Raw genomic sequence first — 17,839 nt, forward strand, 5'->3', positions numbered from 1 at the left:
TGATATTTACAATTTTGCATGATTACATTTGTCAAATTATTATGCTAATTTGTTAATCGATTTAAAACATGTGCGATCCGGAAAACGCTGTTTTGTACAGCTCAATTAACCGAGATTGTTTGATTCTAGAGTGTTTTGTGCGGTTTGAAATATGTTTTTGTGCAAATTTCAGAAATTTTTCTTAACAAATGCACAAAAATAATTTTACAAAATATATTGACTATGAAAGTTTCGTTTGTTAAATTGTAAATGCAACAGGGTGCAGACAATAAAGGATTAGTGTTAGTGAAAGCCCTTACTTCACAAGAGCTGTAAATTCAACGGGAGAACGGAGGTAACAAAATTGCAAAGCACTATAAAAGCCGGACAAAGAAGAACGGTGCTTAGGAGATCCCATGGACAAAGCCCCTTCGAATATTTGCGGAAATACGGCTTCCTCTACCTGCTGCTTGCCCCGGCCCTGATCCTCACCTTGATCTTCAAATACGGGCCGATGTACGGGGCGGTGATTGCGTTTAAGGATTTCAGTCCGATCAAAGGCATCCTCGGCAGCGATTGGATCGGACTCAAAAATTTCGACAAGTTTCTGTCCTCGCCCAATTTTGAAGTCATCTTTATGAATACGCTTAAATTGAGCTTGCTTGGGCTTGTGCTCAGCTTTCCCGTGCCGATCCTGCTGGCGCTGATGCTCAATCAGATCCGCCGGGCCGGCGTGAAAAAGAACATCCAGTTGTTTCTGTACGCCCCCAACTTCATTTCCGTTGTGGTTGTCGTCGGAATGCTGTTCATCTTCCTGTCGCCGACAGGGCCCGTCAACCAGCTGTTCGTCTGGTTTACGGATGAGCCGATCATGTTCATGTCCCGCCCCGAGTATTTCAGGTGGATTTATATTTTGTCGGATATTTGGACGGGAGCGGGCTGGTCCTCGATCATCTATGTGGCCGCGCTGGCCAACGTGGACCCGGAGCTGCACCATGCGGCCCACCTGGACGGCGCCAACCTGCTGCAGCGGATTCGCCACATCGATCTGCCGACGATCCGCCCGATTATGGCGATCGTGTTCATTCTCGCCGCCGGCGGGATCATGTCGATCGGCTTCGAGAAGGCTTACTTGATGCAGACGGCCATGAACCTGCCGACCTCGGAGATCATTCCGACCTACGTGTACAAAATCGGCTTGCAGTCCGGAGACTACGCTTACTCCGCCGCCGTCGGGCTGTTCAACTCCGTCATCAACGTCATCCTGCTTGTGACCGTGAATTTTGTGGTTAAGAAGCTGAACGAAGGCGAAGGCCTTTATTGAGTCATCTTTAATCACGAAGCAGGTCAAGAAGCGGATTCGGCGTCGAATCTTGAATTCAGCCGGGCCTTCCGTTGCTCACGTACCCAAAGCGTACGCTGCGCTACTCAGTCCCTAGCTTCATTCAACCTTCTCGGTGCTGAAAACCTGACTTATTGAACTCGCAACTGTATTGAAAGGAGCAAAACTGCCATGCCCATCAAACATTCGAAATTCGACCGTTTTCTGCTGGTTTTAAATGCCATCGGGCTAGCGTTTGCCGTCTTGATCGTGGTCGTCCCGCTGATTTATGTCGTCGTGGCCTCGTTTATGGACCCCTCAGTACTGCTTAGCCGCGGCTTGTCCTTCAACGTTAAGGATTGGACCCTGGACGGTTACGAGAAAATCCTGACGAATCCGGCGATGGTCCGGGGGTTCGGCAACGCGGTGCTGTACTCGACTTCATTTGCCCTGATCACCGTGACGGTGTCGGTTTTCGCGGGCTACGCCCTGTCGGATCATAGGCTTGTCGGCCGCCGCATTTTTATGACCTTGTTTTTGATCACGATGTTTTTCGGCGGCGGGCTGGTGCCGACTTACCTGCTGGTCAAAGAGCTTGGCATGATCGATACCGTCTGGGCGGTGATCATTCCCGGCGCGGTCAACGTATGGAACATCATCTTGTCGCGGACGTTTTTCAAAGGCGTGCCGAACGAGCTGAGAGAGGCCGCCAACGTCGACGGCGCTTCCGAGGCGATGATTTTCTTCCGCATCGTGCTGCCGCTGTCCAAACCGATCGTTTTCGTGTTGGCGCTGTACGCTTTCGTCGGCCAATGGAACGCCTATTTCGACGCGATGATTTACCTGGACAATCCGAACTTGCACCCGCTGCAGCTCGTGCTCCGGTCGATTCTGATCCAGAACCAGGTCGATCCCAGCATGATCGCCGATCAACTGGCCATGGCGGAAATGAAGCGGCTGTCCGAGATGATCAAATACGCGGCGATCGTGATTTCGAGCCTGCCGCTCGTCGTGATGTATCCGTTTTTCCAGAAATATTTCGAGAAAGGTGTTATGGTCGGCTCCCTGAAATAATGCCGGCTGCACATAAATGATTTGCCTAAAGCACAAACCTGGGAGGTCAAAAGACAATGGAAAAAAGCCAAAAAGTGAAATTCGCCTGCAAAGCCTTATCCGTCTCCGTACTTGCTTCCGCGCTTCTGCTGTCCGCCTGCGGCAACGGGGGAAGCAAAAATTCGGCCGCCAACGAACAGGATCCGAGCGGGAAGATCACGCTGAACATGATGACGCAAAGCTCGCCGCTGGCGCCCGCGGATCCCAACGACAAGCTGATTTTCAAACGGCTGGAGGAAAAAACGAACGTCCATATCAATTGGAAGAATTTCACCAAGGACGTGTTCGTGGAAAAAAGAAATCTCGCCATGGCCAGCGGCGATCTTCCCGACGCCATCTTCGACGCCGGTTACACCGATTACGAGCTGCTCAAGCTGGCCAAGGACGGGGCGATCATTCCGCTGAACGATCTGATTGAGCAGTATATGCCGAATTTCAAAAAGGTGCTGGAAGAAGCTCCGGAATACAAGGCGATGATTACTGCGCCGGACGGCAACATCTACGCTTTTCCGTGGATCGAAGAGCTCGGCAAGGGGAAGGAGCGGATTCAATCCGTCGACGCCGTTCCGTGGATCAATGTGGAATGGCTGAATAAGCTTGGTCTGGAGATGCCGAAAACGACGGAGGAATTGAAGCAGGTGCTGATCGCCTTCAAAACCCAGGATCCCAACGGAAACGGGCAGGCCGACGAAATTCCGCTGTCTTTTATCAACAAGCCGGGGGCCGAGGATTTGGTGTTCCTGTTCGCCGCGTTTGGCTTAGGGGAAAATCCCGATCACGCGGTAGTTACGAACGACGGCAAAGTCGTGTTTGCGCCTGCCGAGGAAGGCTACAAAAATGCCGTCAAATATATCAACGAGTTATACAAGGAAGGACTCATCGATGTCGAAGCGTACACGCAGGACTGGAGCACGTATCTGGCCAAAGGCAAGGACCATAGATACGGCCTCTACTTCACCTGGGACAAGAGCAACATTACGGGCGCTAATGACAGCTACGAGGTCATGCCGCCGGTAGCCGGGCCGGACGGTGAAATCAATGTGGCCCAAACGAACGCGCTGGGCTTCCATCGCGGCCGGATGGTCGTTACGAGCACCAACAAAAACCTGGAAGCGACGGCGAAATGGGTGGATCAGATGTACGATCCGATCCAATCCGTGCAGAACAACTGGGGCACTTACGGCGACGAGTCGCAGCAAAACATCTTCGAATACGACGAAGCGAGCAACAGCCTGAAGCACCTGCCGCTGAACGGAACCGCTCCGGTGGAACTGCGCGAAAAAACGAGCGTTGGCGGCCCGCTGGCGATCCTGGACAGCTATTTCGGCAAATATACCACCGTGCCGGACGACGCCAAAGAAAGAATGCAAATCGTCAAGGAGGTCATGGCTCCTCATATGAAGGCGGAGCAGGCAATGCCCAATGTATTCGATTCAATCGATGAGCTGGACCGGCTGACGACGATCGAAACGGACCTATTCGCTTATGTGCTGAGAAAGCGCACCGAGTGGTATCAGAACGGCAAAATCGATGAAGAGTGGAGCGGCTATTTGCAGGAGCTGGATCGGCTTGGGCTGCAGGAATGGCTGAAAATCAAGCAGGGCGGATATGATCGGGCCATGAAGAAGTAATCGGGAAGTAAAGCGGCATCGCACAAAGCATCCGTATTCAACGAAAATTCCGAGAAATAGAAAATGATAGGTATTTACAGAGATAGCCGATTTTATTACGGAGGCAAAAAGGAGAGACGCTGGAATGTCGACAATCGCCAAGCAAAACTACAGAGGCAGGTATCATTTCTCGCCGGAGAAGAACTGGATGAACGATCCGAACGGATTGGTTTATTTTGCCGGAGAATACCATCTATTCTATCAATATTATCCTCACGGAACGACCCATGGGCCGATGCACTGGGGCCACGCCGTAAGCGAAGACCTGGTTCATTGGGAGGAGCTTGACATTGCGCTCTTCCCCGACGAGAACGGCACGATTTTCTCGGGAAGCGCGGTAGTGGACTGGGGCAATACGACCGGCTTTTTCGAGGAGGAACCGGGGCTGGTCGCGATTTTCACCCATCACCTCGAAGCGGAAGGAAAACCTCCCGTGCAAACGCAAAGCATCGCCTACAGCAAGGACAAAGGCAGAACTTGGACGAAATACGCGGGAAATCCGGTGTTGAGACATGAACGCTTCGTTGATTTTCGCGATCCCAAGGTGTTTTGGCATGAAGGTACCCGGCGTTGGGTTATGATCATCGCTTGCGGGCAGACGGTATGCCTGTATCATTCTCCCGATTTAAAAACATGGACGTTCGCCAGCGAATTCGGCAGCGGGATCGGCTTCCATGAGGCGGTTTGGGAGTGTCCCGATTTGTTCCGGCTGGCGGTCGACGGCGATGCCTCCCGGCAAAAATGGGTGATGCTGGTCAGCGTGGGCGATCATCCCGCTTATGCGGAAGGGTCGAGAACGCAGTATTTTACCGGGGAATTCGACGGCGTGACGTTCACGCCCGATGAAGACTCGCGCGCGGTCCGCTGGCTGGATTATGGCCGGGACAATTACGCGGGCGTCAGTTGGTCCGATATTCCGGCGGAGGATGGCAGACGGCTGCTGATCGGCTGGATGAGCAACTGGAAGTATGCGCAGCTTACGCCGGCGGAGGAGTTTCGCGGCGCAATGACGGTACCGCGGGAACTTGCTCTGGAATCCCGGAACGGTGCGACCGTTCTGACGCAGAGACCGGCGCGGGAACTGGCGCGTGTGCGCCGGCCGGTGCTCAGCCTGGCGAATGTCGCCGCCGGGGAAGCGGAAGCCGCGCTGCGTTCCCTGCGGCTGGACAGCTGCGAGCTGGTTGCGGAAGCCGCGCCCGGCGCGTCCTTTGCCTTTAAGGTCAGAACGGGGGCCGGCCAGGAGACGGTTGTCGGCGTGAACGCGGCTTCCGGGGAGGTCTATGTGGACCGCACGAAGTCGGGGCAGCATGAGTTCCACGAGCAGTTTCGCGGCGTACACGCGGCCAAGCTGCATTCCGCGGGAGAAAAGCTCGAGCTGCGCATTTTCGTGGACCGCGCCTCCGTCGAAGTGTTTGCCAATGACGGGGAAGCGGTTATTACCGATCTGATCTTCCCTGGCCCGGAGGCCACCGGCCTATCCCTGGCGGCGGAAACGGACTTGGCGCTGAAGTCGCTGACGATTTATGAGCTGGCGCCGTAATTTAGATGGAGGCAGCGATGCCAGGGTACGGCGCTGGTATCCGTTACGATCGGCGGCGCTGCGGCCGATGAATGCGGCCATCGGCCGATGAAACATACAAGATGCGGGACCGCCTTGGACTGTATCGAAAAAAAAGGAGATCATCAACATGCGCATAGGAGCGATTGAAGCCGGCGGGACGAAATTCGTCTGCGGCATCGGCAATGAGCACGGCGTGATTGAGGACAGCATCAGTTTTCCGACGGAAAGTCCGGAGATCACGCTTGGCAAAGCGATTGCTTATTTGAAGGACAAACGGGTGGAGGCGATTGGGGTCGGTTCATTTGGCCCCATCGATCTTCGGCAAGACAGCCCCACCTACGGCTATGTGACCACAACGCCGAAACCCGGTTGGAGCCGGTTCGATTTCCTCGGCGCGCTGCGCCGCGAATTCCCGGTCCCCTTGGGCTGGGATACCGACGTGAACGCGGCCGCGCTGGGGGAAGCGGCGTGGGGGGCCGCCCGGGGCCTGAACAGCTGCCTGTATTATACGGTGGGAACGGGCGTGGGGATCGGCGTTTATCTGGAAGGCCGGCTGGTGCATGGGCTGGTTCACCCGGAGGGCGGCCATGTGCCGGTAAGGCGGCACCCGGACGATGATTTCGCGGGCCGCTGCCCGTATCACGGCGATTGCCTGGAAGGCATGGCGGCGGGACCGGCGATCGAAGCCCGCTGGAAAGCCAAAGGGCATGAGCTGCCAGGGAATCATCCCGCTTGGGAAATCGAGGCGTTTTATCTTGCCCAGTCGATTACGGGGGCGGTGCTCTTGGTTTCGCCGGAAAAGGTCATCCTGGGCGGCGGGGTCATGCAGCAGCCCCAACTCTTCCCGTTGATCCGGGAGGCGGTGCGCCGAAATCTGAACGGATACATAAACGCCGGCGAGATTTTGGAGCGCATGGAGGAGTATATCGTGCCTCCCGGCCTTGGGCAGCATGCAGGGCTTTGCGGCGCTTTGGCATTGGGGCTGAAGGCGTTAACCGGGCCGCTTCTTTCTTCTTAAGCGAAAGCGAAGAAAGCGGCGAAGAGAGCGTGCCGGAGGGAGGCGGTGGCCGTGATCCATGGCCTCCTGCGCCGGAAGCCAAAACAAGTTTGTATCTCTTACAGGAAAAGAGGGTGTATCATGGGCAAAGGAAAATCCGTATTATCCATCCTTTTGTCCTCCGCGCTTATTTTTGCCGGGCTTGATGCTGGGATGGTCCGGGCGGCAGGCGCGGAGACGGAAACGGGAAAGGGGGCAAAGGCCATTTTTGAAAGCGCAACCAAATTGGAGACGAATTTGACCGGCTGGCGAATCGAGGGAAAAGGCCGAATGGAGACGGTGGAGCAGGGGCTTCTGCTCGTCTCGGAGCCGAGGGAGAACGTGATGGCCCTGACGGAAACCCGGGCGGCCGATTTTATCTATGAAGCCGACGTCATGGTAACGGAGAGGCAGGCGGACGCCACGTTGGTATTCCGCTCCAATCAGGATGGGTGGTCCTCCTACATGCTTCAGCTCGTGCCGAACGCGGGATTGATCCGGCTAAAGGATGCAAGCGAAGACGGCAAGCTGCGGGAAGAACGGCGGGTGGACTTGGCCGAAGGGGAAATCTATCATCTGAAAGTCAAAGCCGAAGGAACCCGGCTTCAGGTATTTTGGGGGGACCGTTATAAACCGTTGATCGACGTCCATGACGGGGCTTATGCTTCCGGCTATTTGGGCCTGAACGTTTGGGACGGCTCCGCGCTGTTTCAGAACGTGAAGGTCAGCGAACTGAACAGCAATTTAGGCGCGGCGATCGCGAGTTTTGGAGTCTGGCAGCCGGACCTGCGGGGGGAGCTGGGAACGGCGGACGGTACCGGGCGGGCGCTGCGGCTTTATCAGGGGGCTGAGCGGGATCTCGTGCTGGAAGGAAACGTGTCTTTTGCCGCAGACCAGGGGGAAGCCGGTTTGCGGTTCAGAGCGAACGGGCAGGGGACGGACGGCTACGAGGCGGCTTTGCGAAAAGACGGCGGCCAGGTTTGGGCGGAGCTGAGAAAAGCGGACGGCCGCGTCATCGCGGCCTCGGAACGTGCTTACCCGTCGGCTTCCAAAGCAAGGCACCATCTGGAAATCCATGCGCTCGGGAGCCGGATTCAGGTCTATGTGGACGGATACGCCGAACCGGCCGTGGATGCCGTTGACAATAGCTACGCGGACGGTCACGCGGGATTTGCGGTATCCGGGGGAGCGGCATATTTTCAGGACGTCTATTTGACTGCGGCCAATGATTATTATACGGAAAAATACCGCCCCGACTACCATTATTCGCCCGCCCGCGGGTCGGCAAGCGATCCGAACGGACTGGTCTATTACGAAGGGGAATACCATCTGTTTCATCAGGACGGCGGAACTTGGGCGCACGCGGTCAGCACCGATCTCGTTCATTGGAAGCGCTTGCCTATCGCTTTGCCCTGGAACGATTTGGGCCATGTCTGGTCGGGTTCGGCCGTCGCCGATCTCCATAATGCCTCCGGCTTGTTCGCGGATTCCGGGGGCAAAGGCCTGATCGCCTATTATACTTCCTATAATCCGGACCGCCCGAACGGCAACCAGCGCATTGGGCTGGCGTACAGCAAGGATCGCGGCCGCACCTGGGAGTACGCCGCAGAGCGCCCGATCGTGATCGAAAATCCGGGCAAGCAGGGGGACGATCCGGGAGGATGGGATTTTCGCGATCCCAAGGTCGTGCGGGATGAAGAGCATAACCGCTGGGTTATGGTTGTGTCCGGCGGCGACCATATCCGCTTTTTCACTTCGACCAACCTGATCGACTGGACGCTGACCGACAGCTTCGGATACGGGGCTTATGTCCGCGGCGGCGTGTGGGAGTGCCCCGATTTATTCCAACTGGCCGTGGACGACACGGGCGAGAAAAAATGGGTGCTCATGATCAGCACGGGGGCCAACCCGAATACGCAGGGTTCGGCCGCGGAGTATTTTATTGGGGAGCTTACTCCGGAAGGTAAGTTCGTTAACGACAACCCTGCCGGCAAGGTGCTGGCGACCGATTACGGAAAAGAGTACTACGCCTCTATGTCTTTTGCCGGTATGCCGGACGGACGCAGGGTGATGCTGGCCTGGATGACGAACTGGGATTACCCGTTTGCTTTTCCGACCGAGGGTTGGAAGGGGGTTCTAAGCATTCCGCGCGAGTTAACGCTGCAGAAGACGGACAAGGGAATCCGCCTGGCACAGACGCCGATCCGCGAGCTGGAATCGCTGCGCGGCCAGCTGCTGTTTGCGGCGTCGGACCGCCGCGTCCAAGCGGATAGGGAGAATTTACTGAAAGGCGTGTCCTCAGGAGTCTATGAAATTGAAGCCGAAATTGAAATTCCTCAGGCCAGCAACGTGAGCGAATTCGGTTTCCGCCTCCGCGAGGGAGCCGGAAAGCGGACGGTCGTCGGGTACAAAACAAAAGAGAACGAGATCTACGTGGATCGCTCCCTTTCCGGCGACACCGGCTTCTCCGAGCGGTTCACCACGCTTCATCAGGCGCCGCTTCAGCCGGACAACCGGCGTGTGAAGCTGCGGATTTTCGTGGACGATTCCTCGCTGGAGGTATTCGGAGGGGATGGCCGCGTAGTATTTTCGGAGGTGATTTTTCCCGATCCTGCGCACCGTGAAATGAGCCTTTTTACTGTAGGTGGAGAGGTGAACGTGGTTTCCTTGAAAGTGCACGCACTAACAAACGTATGGAACGAGGCGGCGGAGAGCCAAACCTCCATCGTGATGGACACGAGTCCGCAGCAAATGGGGCTGGGAGATACCCGGACCTTGTATGCGGCGGTGAACGGCGGCGCCAAAGGCGGGCGCAGCGGCGGTTCGGACGGCAACCGAAATCAGCCGATCCGCTGGGAGACAAGCGATCCGCAAGTCGTGGCCATCGCCTCGTCCGATCAGCGGCAGGCGGTGATTCGCGCGGCCGGCCAAGGAGAGGCGGTGATCACCGCCTCCACCCCGAACGGGAAAGCGTCGGCCAGCGTTCCGGTGAAGGTGTTTGCCGGGGAGTTCCATACGAATCTGACCGGCTGGACTCCCGATTTGGCGGCATCCTCCTGGGTGGCGACGGAGAAGGGCATCCGCGGCAGCTACGGGAGCGACGCTCATTATGTGACGGAGGAGACGGCCGGGGATTTTGTGTATGAGGCCGAAATGACGCTGGCCGAAACGGGCGGTGCGGGCTCTATCCTGTTTCGGGCCAGCCGGGACGGGCGAAGCGGGTACTATTTTAATCTCGATCCGAATATGAAAGCTTTCCGTTTGTTCTACAAAATCGATGGCGCATTTGCCGAACGCCAGGTGCTGGCGAACGTGCCGGCATTCATCCAGCCGGGGAAGAAATACGCCATCGTCATCGAAGCGGACGGGCCGCGTATCCGGATTTCCGTGGACGGTGCCGGGATCATTGACATTACCGACGGAACGTTCGCGGAAGGGCATTTCGGCGTTCACGTCTTCGGCGGCGCGGCTTATTACCAAAACGTCAACGCCAGCCGGGCGGAGCAGGCCAAGCTGCGGAAGACAAGCTTCGTTAACGCCGGCGCGAACGCGTCGCTGTATGCAGCGAAAGCGGAAAACGGCGAGCCGGTCGCGCTGCTCCCGGCCGGGGCTGGGGAGGCGTCCTCCCAGACTTGGGTTTTGGTGCCGACCGGAGACGAGTCGGGCTCATATTCGATCCGCACCGCCGCGGGAGGCAAAGCTTTGGACCTCGATACCGGCCAAAACAAACTCCAGCTGTACGATTATCTCGGCTACGACAATCAGCGCTGGCTGCTTCGCGACAATGGCGACGGCACGGTAGCCATTCTGTCGCTTCACAACCAGCAAGCGCTTGAAGCTTCGGCGGACGGCGGCTCCTTGTACTTGAACGAACCGGATCCGGCGCTGGACCGGCAAAAATGGCGAGTGGCGGATACCGGCGCGCCATGATGCTTCTGGATTTTTAGCTGCCGCGGCCGGATCGTTTAAGGGCTCCCGAATAGCGGAGAAGGTTTCTTCCGCTTGGGAGCTCTGTTTTTGTTTGGATATTTGCGAGTAATGATATAGTTTATACTATATAAATCAACTGTCGGTGCGATCAACATGAAATTGGCAATTAAGCGAAGCGGTTGTTGCAAAGCGATCGCCCCACCCGAGCGTACCTGCTTCATTCTCCAGCTTTCTTGGTCCATTGTTATAATGGAATAGTTGCAGAATGTACAGTTACTTATCGGGAAATGCTGCCACAGCACCTGAATAAGTGTAAAACCTGCAATTACTCCGCTGCCTTTTTGAAGAAGAGACACAGAAACGAGGAAATCGATGTATGAAATACAATTAAACGGATGATTGATAAATGGATGTAAAGTTGGTTGTATGATTTGCAATTAATGGTCAGAGAGGGGCCGGTCAAGCACACTTTTGCCCGCCATCCGACCAGACGAATAAATAGGCAACGGTGTACTCTGTCTGTACAGCATCGGCAGTTTAGCCGATTTTGGTTCGGCGAAAGTTGAGTATATAAGTTGAACTAAAGAAATGCGGGAGTTAGGCAAAAGGATTTATACAACATCTGAATTTAATTGAATTAGAGATATGTTTCAAAAAACGGAACGGGAAGGGAAGAAAGTGAACGATACATCCGATAAACTCATGTTGACGGAAGAGGAAGTTCGTTACATGCTTCATGCCGCCGACAGCATCGCCGGTTGCGCGGGAAGAACGATGCTGGCCAAAATATTGAAGGGTTCCCGCGACAAAAAACTGTTGGCGCTAGGACTGAACGATAGTATAGCATACGGATATTATCGGCGGCTAACGATCGCAAACATCACTTGAGCGTGTAGACTGGATGATTAAAAACGATTTTCTGTCATTCAGTTGGGTTGGCGAAATGCCGGTGCTGGTGTTTACGGAGCGGGGGCGGGAAATCCAGCGGGAGCAGTTGGCGGACCTGCTGCTGTCGCAGTGGAAGGCTTGGGTGGAAGCCGGGATTCCCGTCGTGGATATGACCTACCTCAAGGACCGCGACCGGAGCATGATCTTACTGTTTTTGCAAAAAATCGCGAATTCGCGGGACGCCCGCTACATTCCTTTGCTGAAACAGTGGGAGCTTGTGGATTACAGGAAGGTGCGGCATGCCATTGGTCAAGTTATCGTCCACCTGCAGCAAGGGACAAACCAACCGCTCGTGCTGGAAGGCGCGCCGGTGGATGCAGGGGTGGGCGACGGAAAGCCGATTATCGGGGAACGGAAGAGCGAACGATTGAAATGTCGGGACTGCGGCGCGCGTTTTGACTGGACCGTAGAAGAGCAGGACAGTTTCCGCATGAGAGGGTGGGACCCGCCCAAAAGATGCCGGGAATGCCGGAAGGAACGCAGCATCACAAGACTCTTTGACTTTGATGGCTGGATATGATGCAATAACGGCTCGGAAGCTGCGACCGGCGAGTCTCCGGTTAGCCTGCCTGTTTTGCCGAAGCTTTGTTGGGATTCCGGGATTATGGTAAAATGGCGGTGTACTAATATAGGATGACCCGAAGATGGGAGGAGCTTTTTTTTGAAGTACAAATTGTTGGCGCTCGATATGGACGGAACGTTGTTGAACGATGAGCAGCAAATTACGCCGGAAACGGAAAAATGGATTCGCAAGGCGGCGGCGGCCGGGGTACATGTCTGCCTGTCGACGGGGCGGGGATATCATGAGGCGATCGCGTACGGGGAGCAGCTTGATCTGGGCACGCCGATGATCACCGTGAACGGGAGCGAAATATGGAGAACGCCGAAAGAGCTGCACAGCCGGGTATTGCTTGACCGGTCGCTTGTCGCCCGGATGCATGCCATTGCCGAGGAAAAGAAGGTATGGTTTTGGGCCTACTCGGTGGAAGGCAGCTATAATGAAACGAATTGGGTCCCTGAGGTGCTGGAGCGCAACCAGTGGATGAAGTTCGGCTATTTTACCAAGGACGACGAGGCGCGCCAGGATATCAAGCGGCAGCTCCAGGAGCTGGGCGGTCTGGAAGTCACCAATTCGTCGCCGTACAATTTGGAGATCAATCCCGCGGGAATCAGCAAAGCGAGCGGCATTCGCACCGTTTGCGATTGGTTTGGCCTCGATTTGTCCGAAGTCGTGGCGGTTGGGGACAGCCTGAACGACCTCGCCGCGATCGAAGCGGCCGGGCTCGGCGTCGCTATGGGCAACGCCCAGGAAGCCGTAAAGGCCAAGGCGGACGTGGTAACGGCCACGAACAACGAGGACGGCATCGCGCTGATTATCCGCGATTATATTTTAACGGGAGAGTGAAGCTGTCGTGATGACCATGACCGTGCTCGGATGGATTTTGGTGATATTGCTGTTTGCCATCGGTATGGCGGGGGCGGTATATCCCGTGCTTCCCGGCGTCATCGCCATCTATTTCGCCTTTTTTGTGTACGGCTGGTTTTTCTCCTTCGAGCCGTTCGGGCCGCTTTTCTGGATCGTGCAGACGTTGATCGTCGTTGTGCTGCTGGTCGCGGACTATGCGGTCGGAGCCTGGGGCGTGAAAAAATTCGGCGGCAGCAAGCTGTCCGTCTGGCTCAGCACGATCGGCATCATCATCGGACCGTTTGTTATCCCGGCGTTTGGGCTTGTGATCGGGCCGCTAGTCGGGGCGATGCTCGGGGAGCTCATTAGGGGCGAGTCGCTTTCCAAGGCGTTTAAAGTCGGGATCGGCTCGGTCGTCGGCCTGTTCAGCAGCATCGTCGTCAAGGTGATTTTGCAGCTGGTCATGATCGTCGCGTTTATTATCTGGATCATGGCGGCTTAGCTTTGCGGCGGATAGGCCGGCGCCAGGCTTCTTGCTTTTAGAACGTTATAATCATCGCAGAAATGGACTTATTCAGGGGAGCGAAAGAAGGAATCGTTGTTGTCCAAAAAAGAATCGTTTATTAAAGGCACTTTGATTTTAGCGGGGGCGGCGCTGATCGCGAGGGTGCTCGGATTGTTTCAGCGCGTGCCGCTGGAACACATTCTCGGCAGCGTCGGGAACGCCTCCTATTCGCAGGCGAACAATGCTTATTTCATGCTGCTCACCTTGGCCACGGCCGGCATTCCCAGCACGTTAAGCAAAATGGTTTCCGAACGCCACGCCTTAAACCGGCCCGAGGAGGCCCGCCGCGTCTATCACGCCGCGCTGATCTTTGCCGCAGCCGCCGGCGTCATCATGTTTGCGCTGCTGTTTGTTATGGCGCCTTATTATGCGCAAGCTGCCGGCGTTCCTGAGTCGGTGGTGGCGATTCGGGCGCTTGCCCCGGCGCTGCTGCTGTTTCCGCTGATCGCCATCATCCGCGGTTATTTGCAGGGGCGGAACATTATGATCGCCGGCGGCATCTCTCAAGTCATTGAGCAGATCGTTCGTGTGACGACAGGCATTGTTTTGGCGTTTATGCTATACGACTGGGGGTTCTCCGGAAAGGATATCGCCGCAGGGGCAACCTTCGGCGCGGTGCTTGGCGGCGTTGCCGCTTTGATCGTTATGCTGTATTTCAGCGTAAAAATGCTGCGGCAGGACCGGACCGAACGGGCACAGGATGCCAAACCGGAAGAAAAGCTGCCGTTTAAGCGGATTTATGCGGAAATTTTCAAATTGTCGATTCCGATCGTGTTGACTTCGCTGGCGGTTTCGGCCGTCAATTTTATCGATAGCTCAATTGTGGAGCCGTTGTTAAGAGGCCAAATCGGTTCTGAACAAGCCACCTATATCCTGGGGATATTGGGTACCCGGGCGCAAATGATCGCCGGCATTCCGCCGATTTTGGCCATTGCGCTTAGCCAATCGCTGGTGCCGATAATTTCCGCGGCCTACGCCCGGAAAGATCAGGAGCATTTGCAGCGCCAGGTTACGCTGGCGATGCGGGTTTCGGTGCTTACCGGCATGCCGATCATTGTCGCGCTCGGTTCGGCGGCTTATTCCGTGAACGGCTTGCTGTTCAGTACGCGGGACGGCAGCGGCATCGTGGCCTTGCTGACGTTTATGACGATTTTTCAAATTACGATGATGACCAGCAACTCGATCCTGCTCGGCGTGGGCAAAGCGAACCAGTCGATGGTTCACGTCGCGATCGGGGTTGCCTTAAAGCTGGCGGCGAGCTATATCCTCGCGCAGTATTGGGGAATTTACGGCATCGTTACGGCGACGGGCTTATGTTTCCTGGTCATTACGCTGCTCAATGTACGGGCGATGAAGCGGATCGTCCCGTTCTCGCTGATGGGCGGCCGTTGGCCGGGTTTTCTGGCGACGCTGGTCGTGCTGTCCGTCGTGGGCTACGGCCTGAATCAGGCCGGTATCCAAATGGAGGCGCTAATGCCGGCGCGGGTCGCCTTCTTCCTGACCTGCTGCATCGTTGGAGCGGCCGTGGTCGCTTTGTACCCGGTCATGCTGATTCTGCTGCGGGTGGTCCGCAAGGATGAACTGGCAGGTTATCCGAAGCCGCTGCGGAAACTGCTGTCCCCGCTCATGCGCCTGCAGCGCGGCGGCGAAACCGCCGTGGGGAAATAAGTAGTGGCGGCGGGCAGGGTTCGGGCGCTGCTAACGCGCCTTTTCCAGGTGCGCGTTCCCGTGCTGCAGGGGGGCTGGTTAGACCGTGCGCTGCCTTTGGACAAACTTTTACCACCTGGCGGTGCGAGGCAGCATTGAACGCGGCCGCGCTGGAACGGACCGACCTGCGGCCGCGTTGCCGACCTACGGCCGAACCTGGGCGTCCCGTTAGCCGAACCTAGGCGTCCCGCCAGCCGAACCTGGGTGTCCCGTTAGCCGAGCCTGGGCGTCCCGCTAGCCGAACCTTGTCCCGCTAGCCGAACCCGGGCGTCCCGCTAGCCGAACCTGGGCGTCCCGCTAGCGGTAAAAAAGGGCGCTATTGATAGAGTTTTGCGTGTTAACAGGAAGTTAGCGGAATTTTTGGGCGTTATTTTTGTGGGATTGGCTATGAAAGGACCTGTTTTAGCAGGCGGCCCCTCAAATAACGCCTTTTTATTCCGCTATTTCTTTATGGCGGGCAAACTTTGGCGAAATAAGACCATAATTTACCGCTATTTAATAGCGTATTATTTGAACTTAAGCGTGTTGGTGTGCAACCTGCGACTATGGTGATCTCGAGCAACTGTGCAGATGTAAATTACCTATGTCGCGTTTAGGAGCAATGCCAACTAGTTTTGTTTATGATAGAAGTGTTGCACGCAAATTGCGCAAATTGGGAGTTTGTTCATCTTAATGAGCCGCGCCAACTTTTAGGAGTCGCCGAGCGCATCGTGGAGCAGCGCCGTTTCGAGGATGCCGCCCCGGTGCTCGCGGCTGATGTCGCACAGAAACGGCCGCTTCGGCGCGCTGATCCCGTCCAGCGCGCTGTGGTCCTTGAGCCAATCCTCCCGGGATATTGGCTCATAGGGCGTATCGCCCCAAGCGCTCAGCAGCTTGGGGCTGTAGAGACGCTCGCCCGCCGGCAGCGTCTCGCTTTGAAGAAGCTCTGACGCCTGCCTTGCGGCGGTCAGAGCTTCTTCCTTATTGGCCGTGAACAAGTCCGGCCAATAATCCGCCCGCGAGCCGCTGTGCGGCACGCTCGCGGCGAACCGCTCCGCGCCGCAGCGTACGGCGCGGTAGCCCATCAGCATCGCGTATAGGCTTTTGCCTAACGCGATGCGGGCGGGCAGGCTGCCGAAGTCGGAGACGACGCGCCCCGCAAGGCGGCGCACCTCCCACCCGGCAGCCGGCCCCGGCTCTGGAGCGGCGCCTTGCGCTTCCGCAGCGCCGCTCCCCGCGCCGGCGCGTCCAGGCAACGCCGCGCCTTCCGCGCTGTCCCCGCCGAAACAGCGCGCTTGCGGAGCGTCCTCGCCGGCGTTGGAACAGTACGCTGCCGCTCCGCCCTCGCCACCGTCGCCACCGATGTCCGTCTCGTACCCCGCGGCGGAAGTATTCGCGCCGGCCCTACCCGGCGTGACCCCACCCGGTGCGGCCCCACCGGCGCCAGGACCGTTCCGGGCGGTGTTTCCGGCTCCTCCGTCGCCTTCGCCTCGGCTGGCTTCGGCCTTCGCTCCGCGTACGGCAGCCGCTCCTTCAGCCGCACCAGCATCCGGCCCCAGGCTTTCTCCGGCGATCTCGCCCCGAGTTGGTCCGGACTTTGCTCCGGCAGCGGCGGGCGCAGCCGCAGGTCCGCCCTCCTGGGCGCCGGAAGCCGTTCCGGCGGTCTCAGCCGCGCCACCATTCCCGCCTTCTTCCCGTTCCAGCAGCGGAAACACGACTTGATTCAACCCGGCCAGGCTAAACAGATGAAACTTGGTTTTGCCCGTCACGTGTTTTTGAAAATACGGATGGCGCACGACCCGCTTTTCGATGTAATTTTGCTCGTTGATGATCAGTCCGACGGTGAGCAAGGCGCTGCCCCGGTCAATCCAAAAACGCTCCCAAAACGGCCGCATAAACCGCGATACATGAAAATACGGAAGCAGATGGAAGTGGCTGGCCCCGCGTTCCCGGCTCTTCATATAAAGCAGCAGTTGGGGGTAAGCGTCCTGGAAAATAAGCGCGTTGTTTCTCTCCAAAAACCGGTAGTTCAACCGTATCTCCTCGGCATCGATGATGTCGGCCATGCGGCTGCCGCTTAAATCGGTCATATTCCATCCCGCATTGCGGGATACCATATGGGCCAGGAACGCCCAATGCAATTCGGGATACGCCTCATAGCAGGCCAGGTATGCCGCGGTGCGGGTGATATTGCTGACACCGGCCCGGCTCGTCTCGGCGGCGATCTCCTCGGTCAAAGCCAGATCCTCGGGGCTCCAAAACGGCTTCTCCGCCGGCCGGGAGGTTACGCCGCGCCGCAGCATGTCCTCGATGTCGGCGATGACGGTGCGGGCGGCCGACTCGTTCCAGTCCAAAGCCAGCGCTTCTTCCCGCATCCGTGAGGAATCGGCGAATTGGGCGGTTTTATTTTTGACGATGCTTTTGACGATCGCGGGCAGCCGGTTGATCAGCTTTTTGGCGCTTTCGGGCAACGTGTTGTGGCGGCGAGGCTGTGAACTCATGGCGGAGGGGTCCCTCCCCTTATTTCAAATTTATTCATCCGGTATCCGGACTTCTGACGAAAACGATTGGACTAACGGGCCGCAGACTTTTCAATAAACATCCTTGCTTTGCCGCACCATCCTA

12 protein-coding genes are annotated in these 17,839 nt (G+C 56.8%); 11 read left to right on the forward strand and 1 reads right to left on the reverse strand.

What is annotated here, in order from left to right:
• Nucleotides 1-379: 379 nt before the first annotated feature.
• The 11 genes from DYE26_RS29560 to DYE26_RS29610 all read left to right on the forward strand — a co-directional run bounded on the left by DYE26_RS29560 (nucleotide 380) and on the right by DYE26_RS29610 (nucleotide 15,196).
• On the forward strand, nucleotides 380-1,303 hold the full coding sequence (locus DYE26_RS29560; RefSeq protein ID WP_227872922.1) for an ABC transporter permease: 924 nt from the start codon (nucleotides 380-382) through the stop codon (nucleotides 1,301-1,303).
• A gap of 189 nt (nucleotides 1,304-1,492) precedes the next feature.
• Complete coding sequence (locus tag DYE26_RS29565) at nucleotides 1,493-2,374, forward strand: carbohydrate ABC transporter permease (RefSeq protein WP_036620037.1); 882 nt, start codon at nucleotides 1,493-1,495, stop codon at nucleotides 2,372-2,374.
• Between the two features lie 56 nt (nucleotides 2,375-2,430).
• Nucleotides 2,431-4,044 carry an ABC transporter substrate-binding protein gene (locus tag DYE26_RS29570; protein ID WP_036620040.1) on the forward strand — a complete coding sequence of 538 codons (1,614 nt, stop codon included), beginning with the start codon at nucleotides 2,431-2,433 and terminating at the stop codon, nucleotides 4,042-4,044.
• Between the two features lie 124 nt (nucleotides 4,045-4,168).
• Nucleotides 4,169-5,623, forward strand: coding sequence for a glycoside hydrolase family 32 protein (locus DYE26_RS29575; RefSeq protein WP_036620042.1), 1,455 nt, complete (start codon nucleotides 4,169-4,171; stop codon nucleotides 5,621-5,623).
• Nucleotides 5,624-5,771: 148 nt separating this feature from the next.
• Nucleotides 5,772-6,662 carry an ROK family protein gene (locus DYE26_RS29580; RefSeq protein WP_036620045.1) on the forward strand — a complete coding sequence of 297 codons (891 nt, stop codon included), beginning with the start codon at nucleotides 5,772-5,774 and terminating at the stop codon, nucleotides 6,660-6,662.
• Between the two features lie 120 nt (nucleotides 6,663-6,782).
• On the forward strand, nucleotides 6,783-10,610 hold the full coding sequence (locus DYE26_RS29585; RefSeq protein WP_051985286.1) for a GH32 C-terminal domain-containing protein: 3,828 nt from the start codon (nucleotides 6,783-6,785) through the stop codon (nucleotides 10,608-10,610).
• A 678-nt stretch (nucleotides 10,611-11,288) separates the two neighbouring features.
• Nucleotides 11,289-11,498, forward strand: a complete 210-nt coding sequence (locus DYE26_RS29590; protein ID WP_127463457.1) for a hypothetical protein — start codon at nucleotides 11,289-11,291, stop codon at nucleotides 11,496-11,498.
• A 13-nt stretch (nucleotides 11,499-11,511) separates the two neighbouring features.
• Nucleotides 11,512-12,078 (forward strand): RQC-minor-1 family DNA-binding protein, encoded by a 567-nt coding sequence (locus tag DYE26_RS29595; protein WP_051985288.1) that lies wholly within the window; start codon nucleotides 11,512-11,514, stop codon nucleotides 12,076-12,078.
• Between the two features lie 141 nt (nucleotides 12,079-12,219).
• Nucleotides 12,220-12,963, forward strand: coding sequence for a Cof-type HAD-IIB family hydrolase (locus DYE26_RS29600; protein WP_164815273.1), 744 nt, complete (start codon nucleotides 12,220-12,222; stop codon nucleotides 12,961-12,963).
• Between the two features lie 16 nt (nucleotides 12,964-12,979).
• Entirely contained in the window at nucleotides 12,980-13,465 is a 486-nt protein-coding gene (locus DYE26_RS29605) for a DUF456 domain-containing protein (RefSeq protein ID WP_036627623.1), read from the forward strand.
• A gap of 99 nt (nucleotides 13,466-13,564) precedes the next feature.
• Nucleotides 13,565-15,196 (forward strand): putative polysaccharide biosynthesis protein, encoded by a 1,632-nt coding sequence (locus tag DYE26_RS29610; RefSeq protein ID WP_036620047.1) that lies wholly within the window; start codon nucleotides 13,565-13,567, stop codon nucleotides 15,194-15,196.
• Between the two features lie 728 nt (nucleotides 15,197-15,924).
• On the opposite strand, the gene DYE26_RS35020 is transcribed toward DYE26_RS29610, so the two are convergent.
• Nucleotides 15,925-17,715: a DUF2515 family protein gene (locus tag DYE26_RS35020; RefSeq protein WP_371861030.1), complete on the reverse strand. Its 1,791-nt coding sequence runs from the start codon at nucleotides 17,713-17,715 to the stop codon at nucleotides 15,925-15,927.
• Nucleotides 17,716-17,839 lie beyond the last annotated feature (124 nt).

Source organism: Paenibacillus macerans (assembly GCF_900454495.1).
Taxonomy (GTDB): domain Bacteria; phylum Bacillota; class Bacilli; order Paenibacillales; family Paenibacillaceae; genus Fontibacillus; species Fontibacillus macerans.

Bases quoted from the DNA above. Each gene is read 5' to 3' on its own strand.
- DYE26_RS29565 (WP_036620037.1), top strand. From the start codon at position 1,493: ATGCCCATCAAACATTCGAAATTCGACCGTTTTCTGCTGGTTTTAAAT.
- DYE26_RS29570 (WP_036620040.1), top strand. From the start codon at position 2,431: ATGGAAAAAAGCCAAAAAGTGAAATTCGCCTGCAAAGCCTTATCCGTC.
- DYE26_RS29575 (WP_036620042.1), top strand. From the start codon at position 4,169: ATGTCGACAATCGCCAAGCAAAACTACAGAGGCAGGTATCATTTCTCG.
- DYE26_RS29580 (WP_036620045.1), top strand. From the start codon at position 5,772: ATGCGCATAGGAGCGATTGAAGCCGGCGGGACGAAATTCGTCTGCGGC.
- DYE26_RS29585 (WP_051985286.1), top strand. From the start codon at position 6,783: ATGGGCAAAGGAAAATCCGTATTATCCATCCTTTTGTCCTCCGCGCTT.
- DYE26_RS29595 (WP_051985288.1), top strand. From the start codon at position 11,512: ATGATTAAAAACGATTTTCTGTCATTCAGTTGGGTTGGCGAAATGCCG.
- DYE26_RS29605 (WP_036627623.1), top strand. From the start codon at position 12,980: ATGACCGTGCTCGGATGGATTTTGGTGATATTGCTGTTTGCCATCGGT.
- DYE26_RS35020 (WP_371861030.1), bottom strand. From the start codon at position 17,715: ATGAGTTCACAGCCTCGCCGCCACAACACGTTGCCCGAAAGCGCCAAA.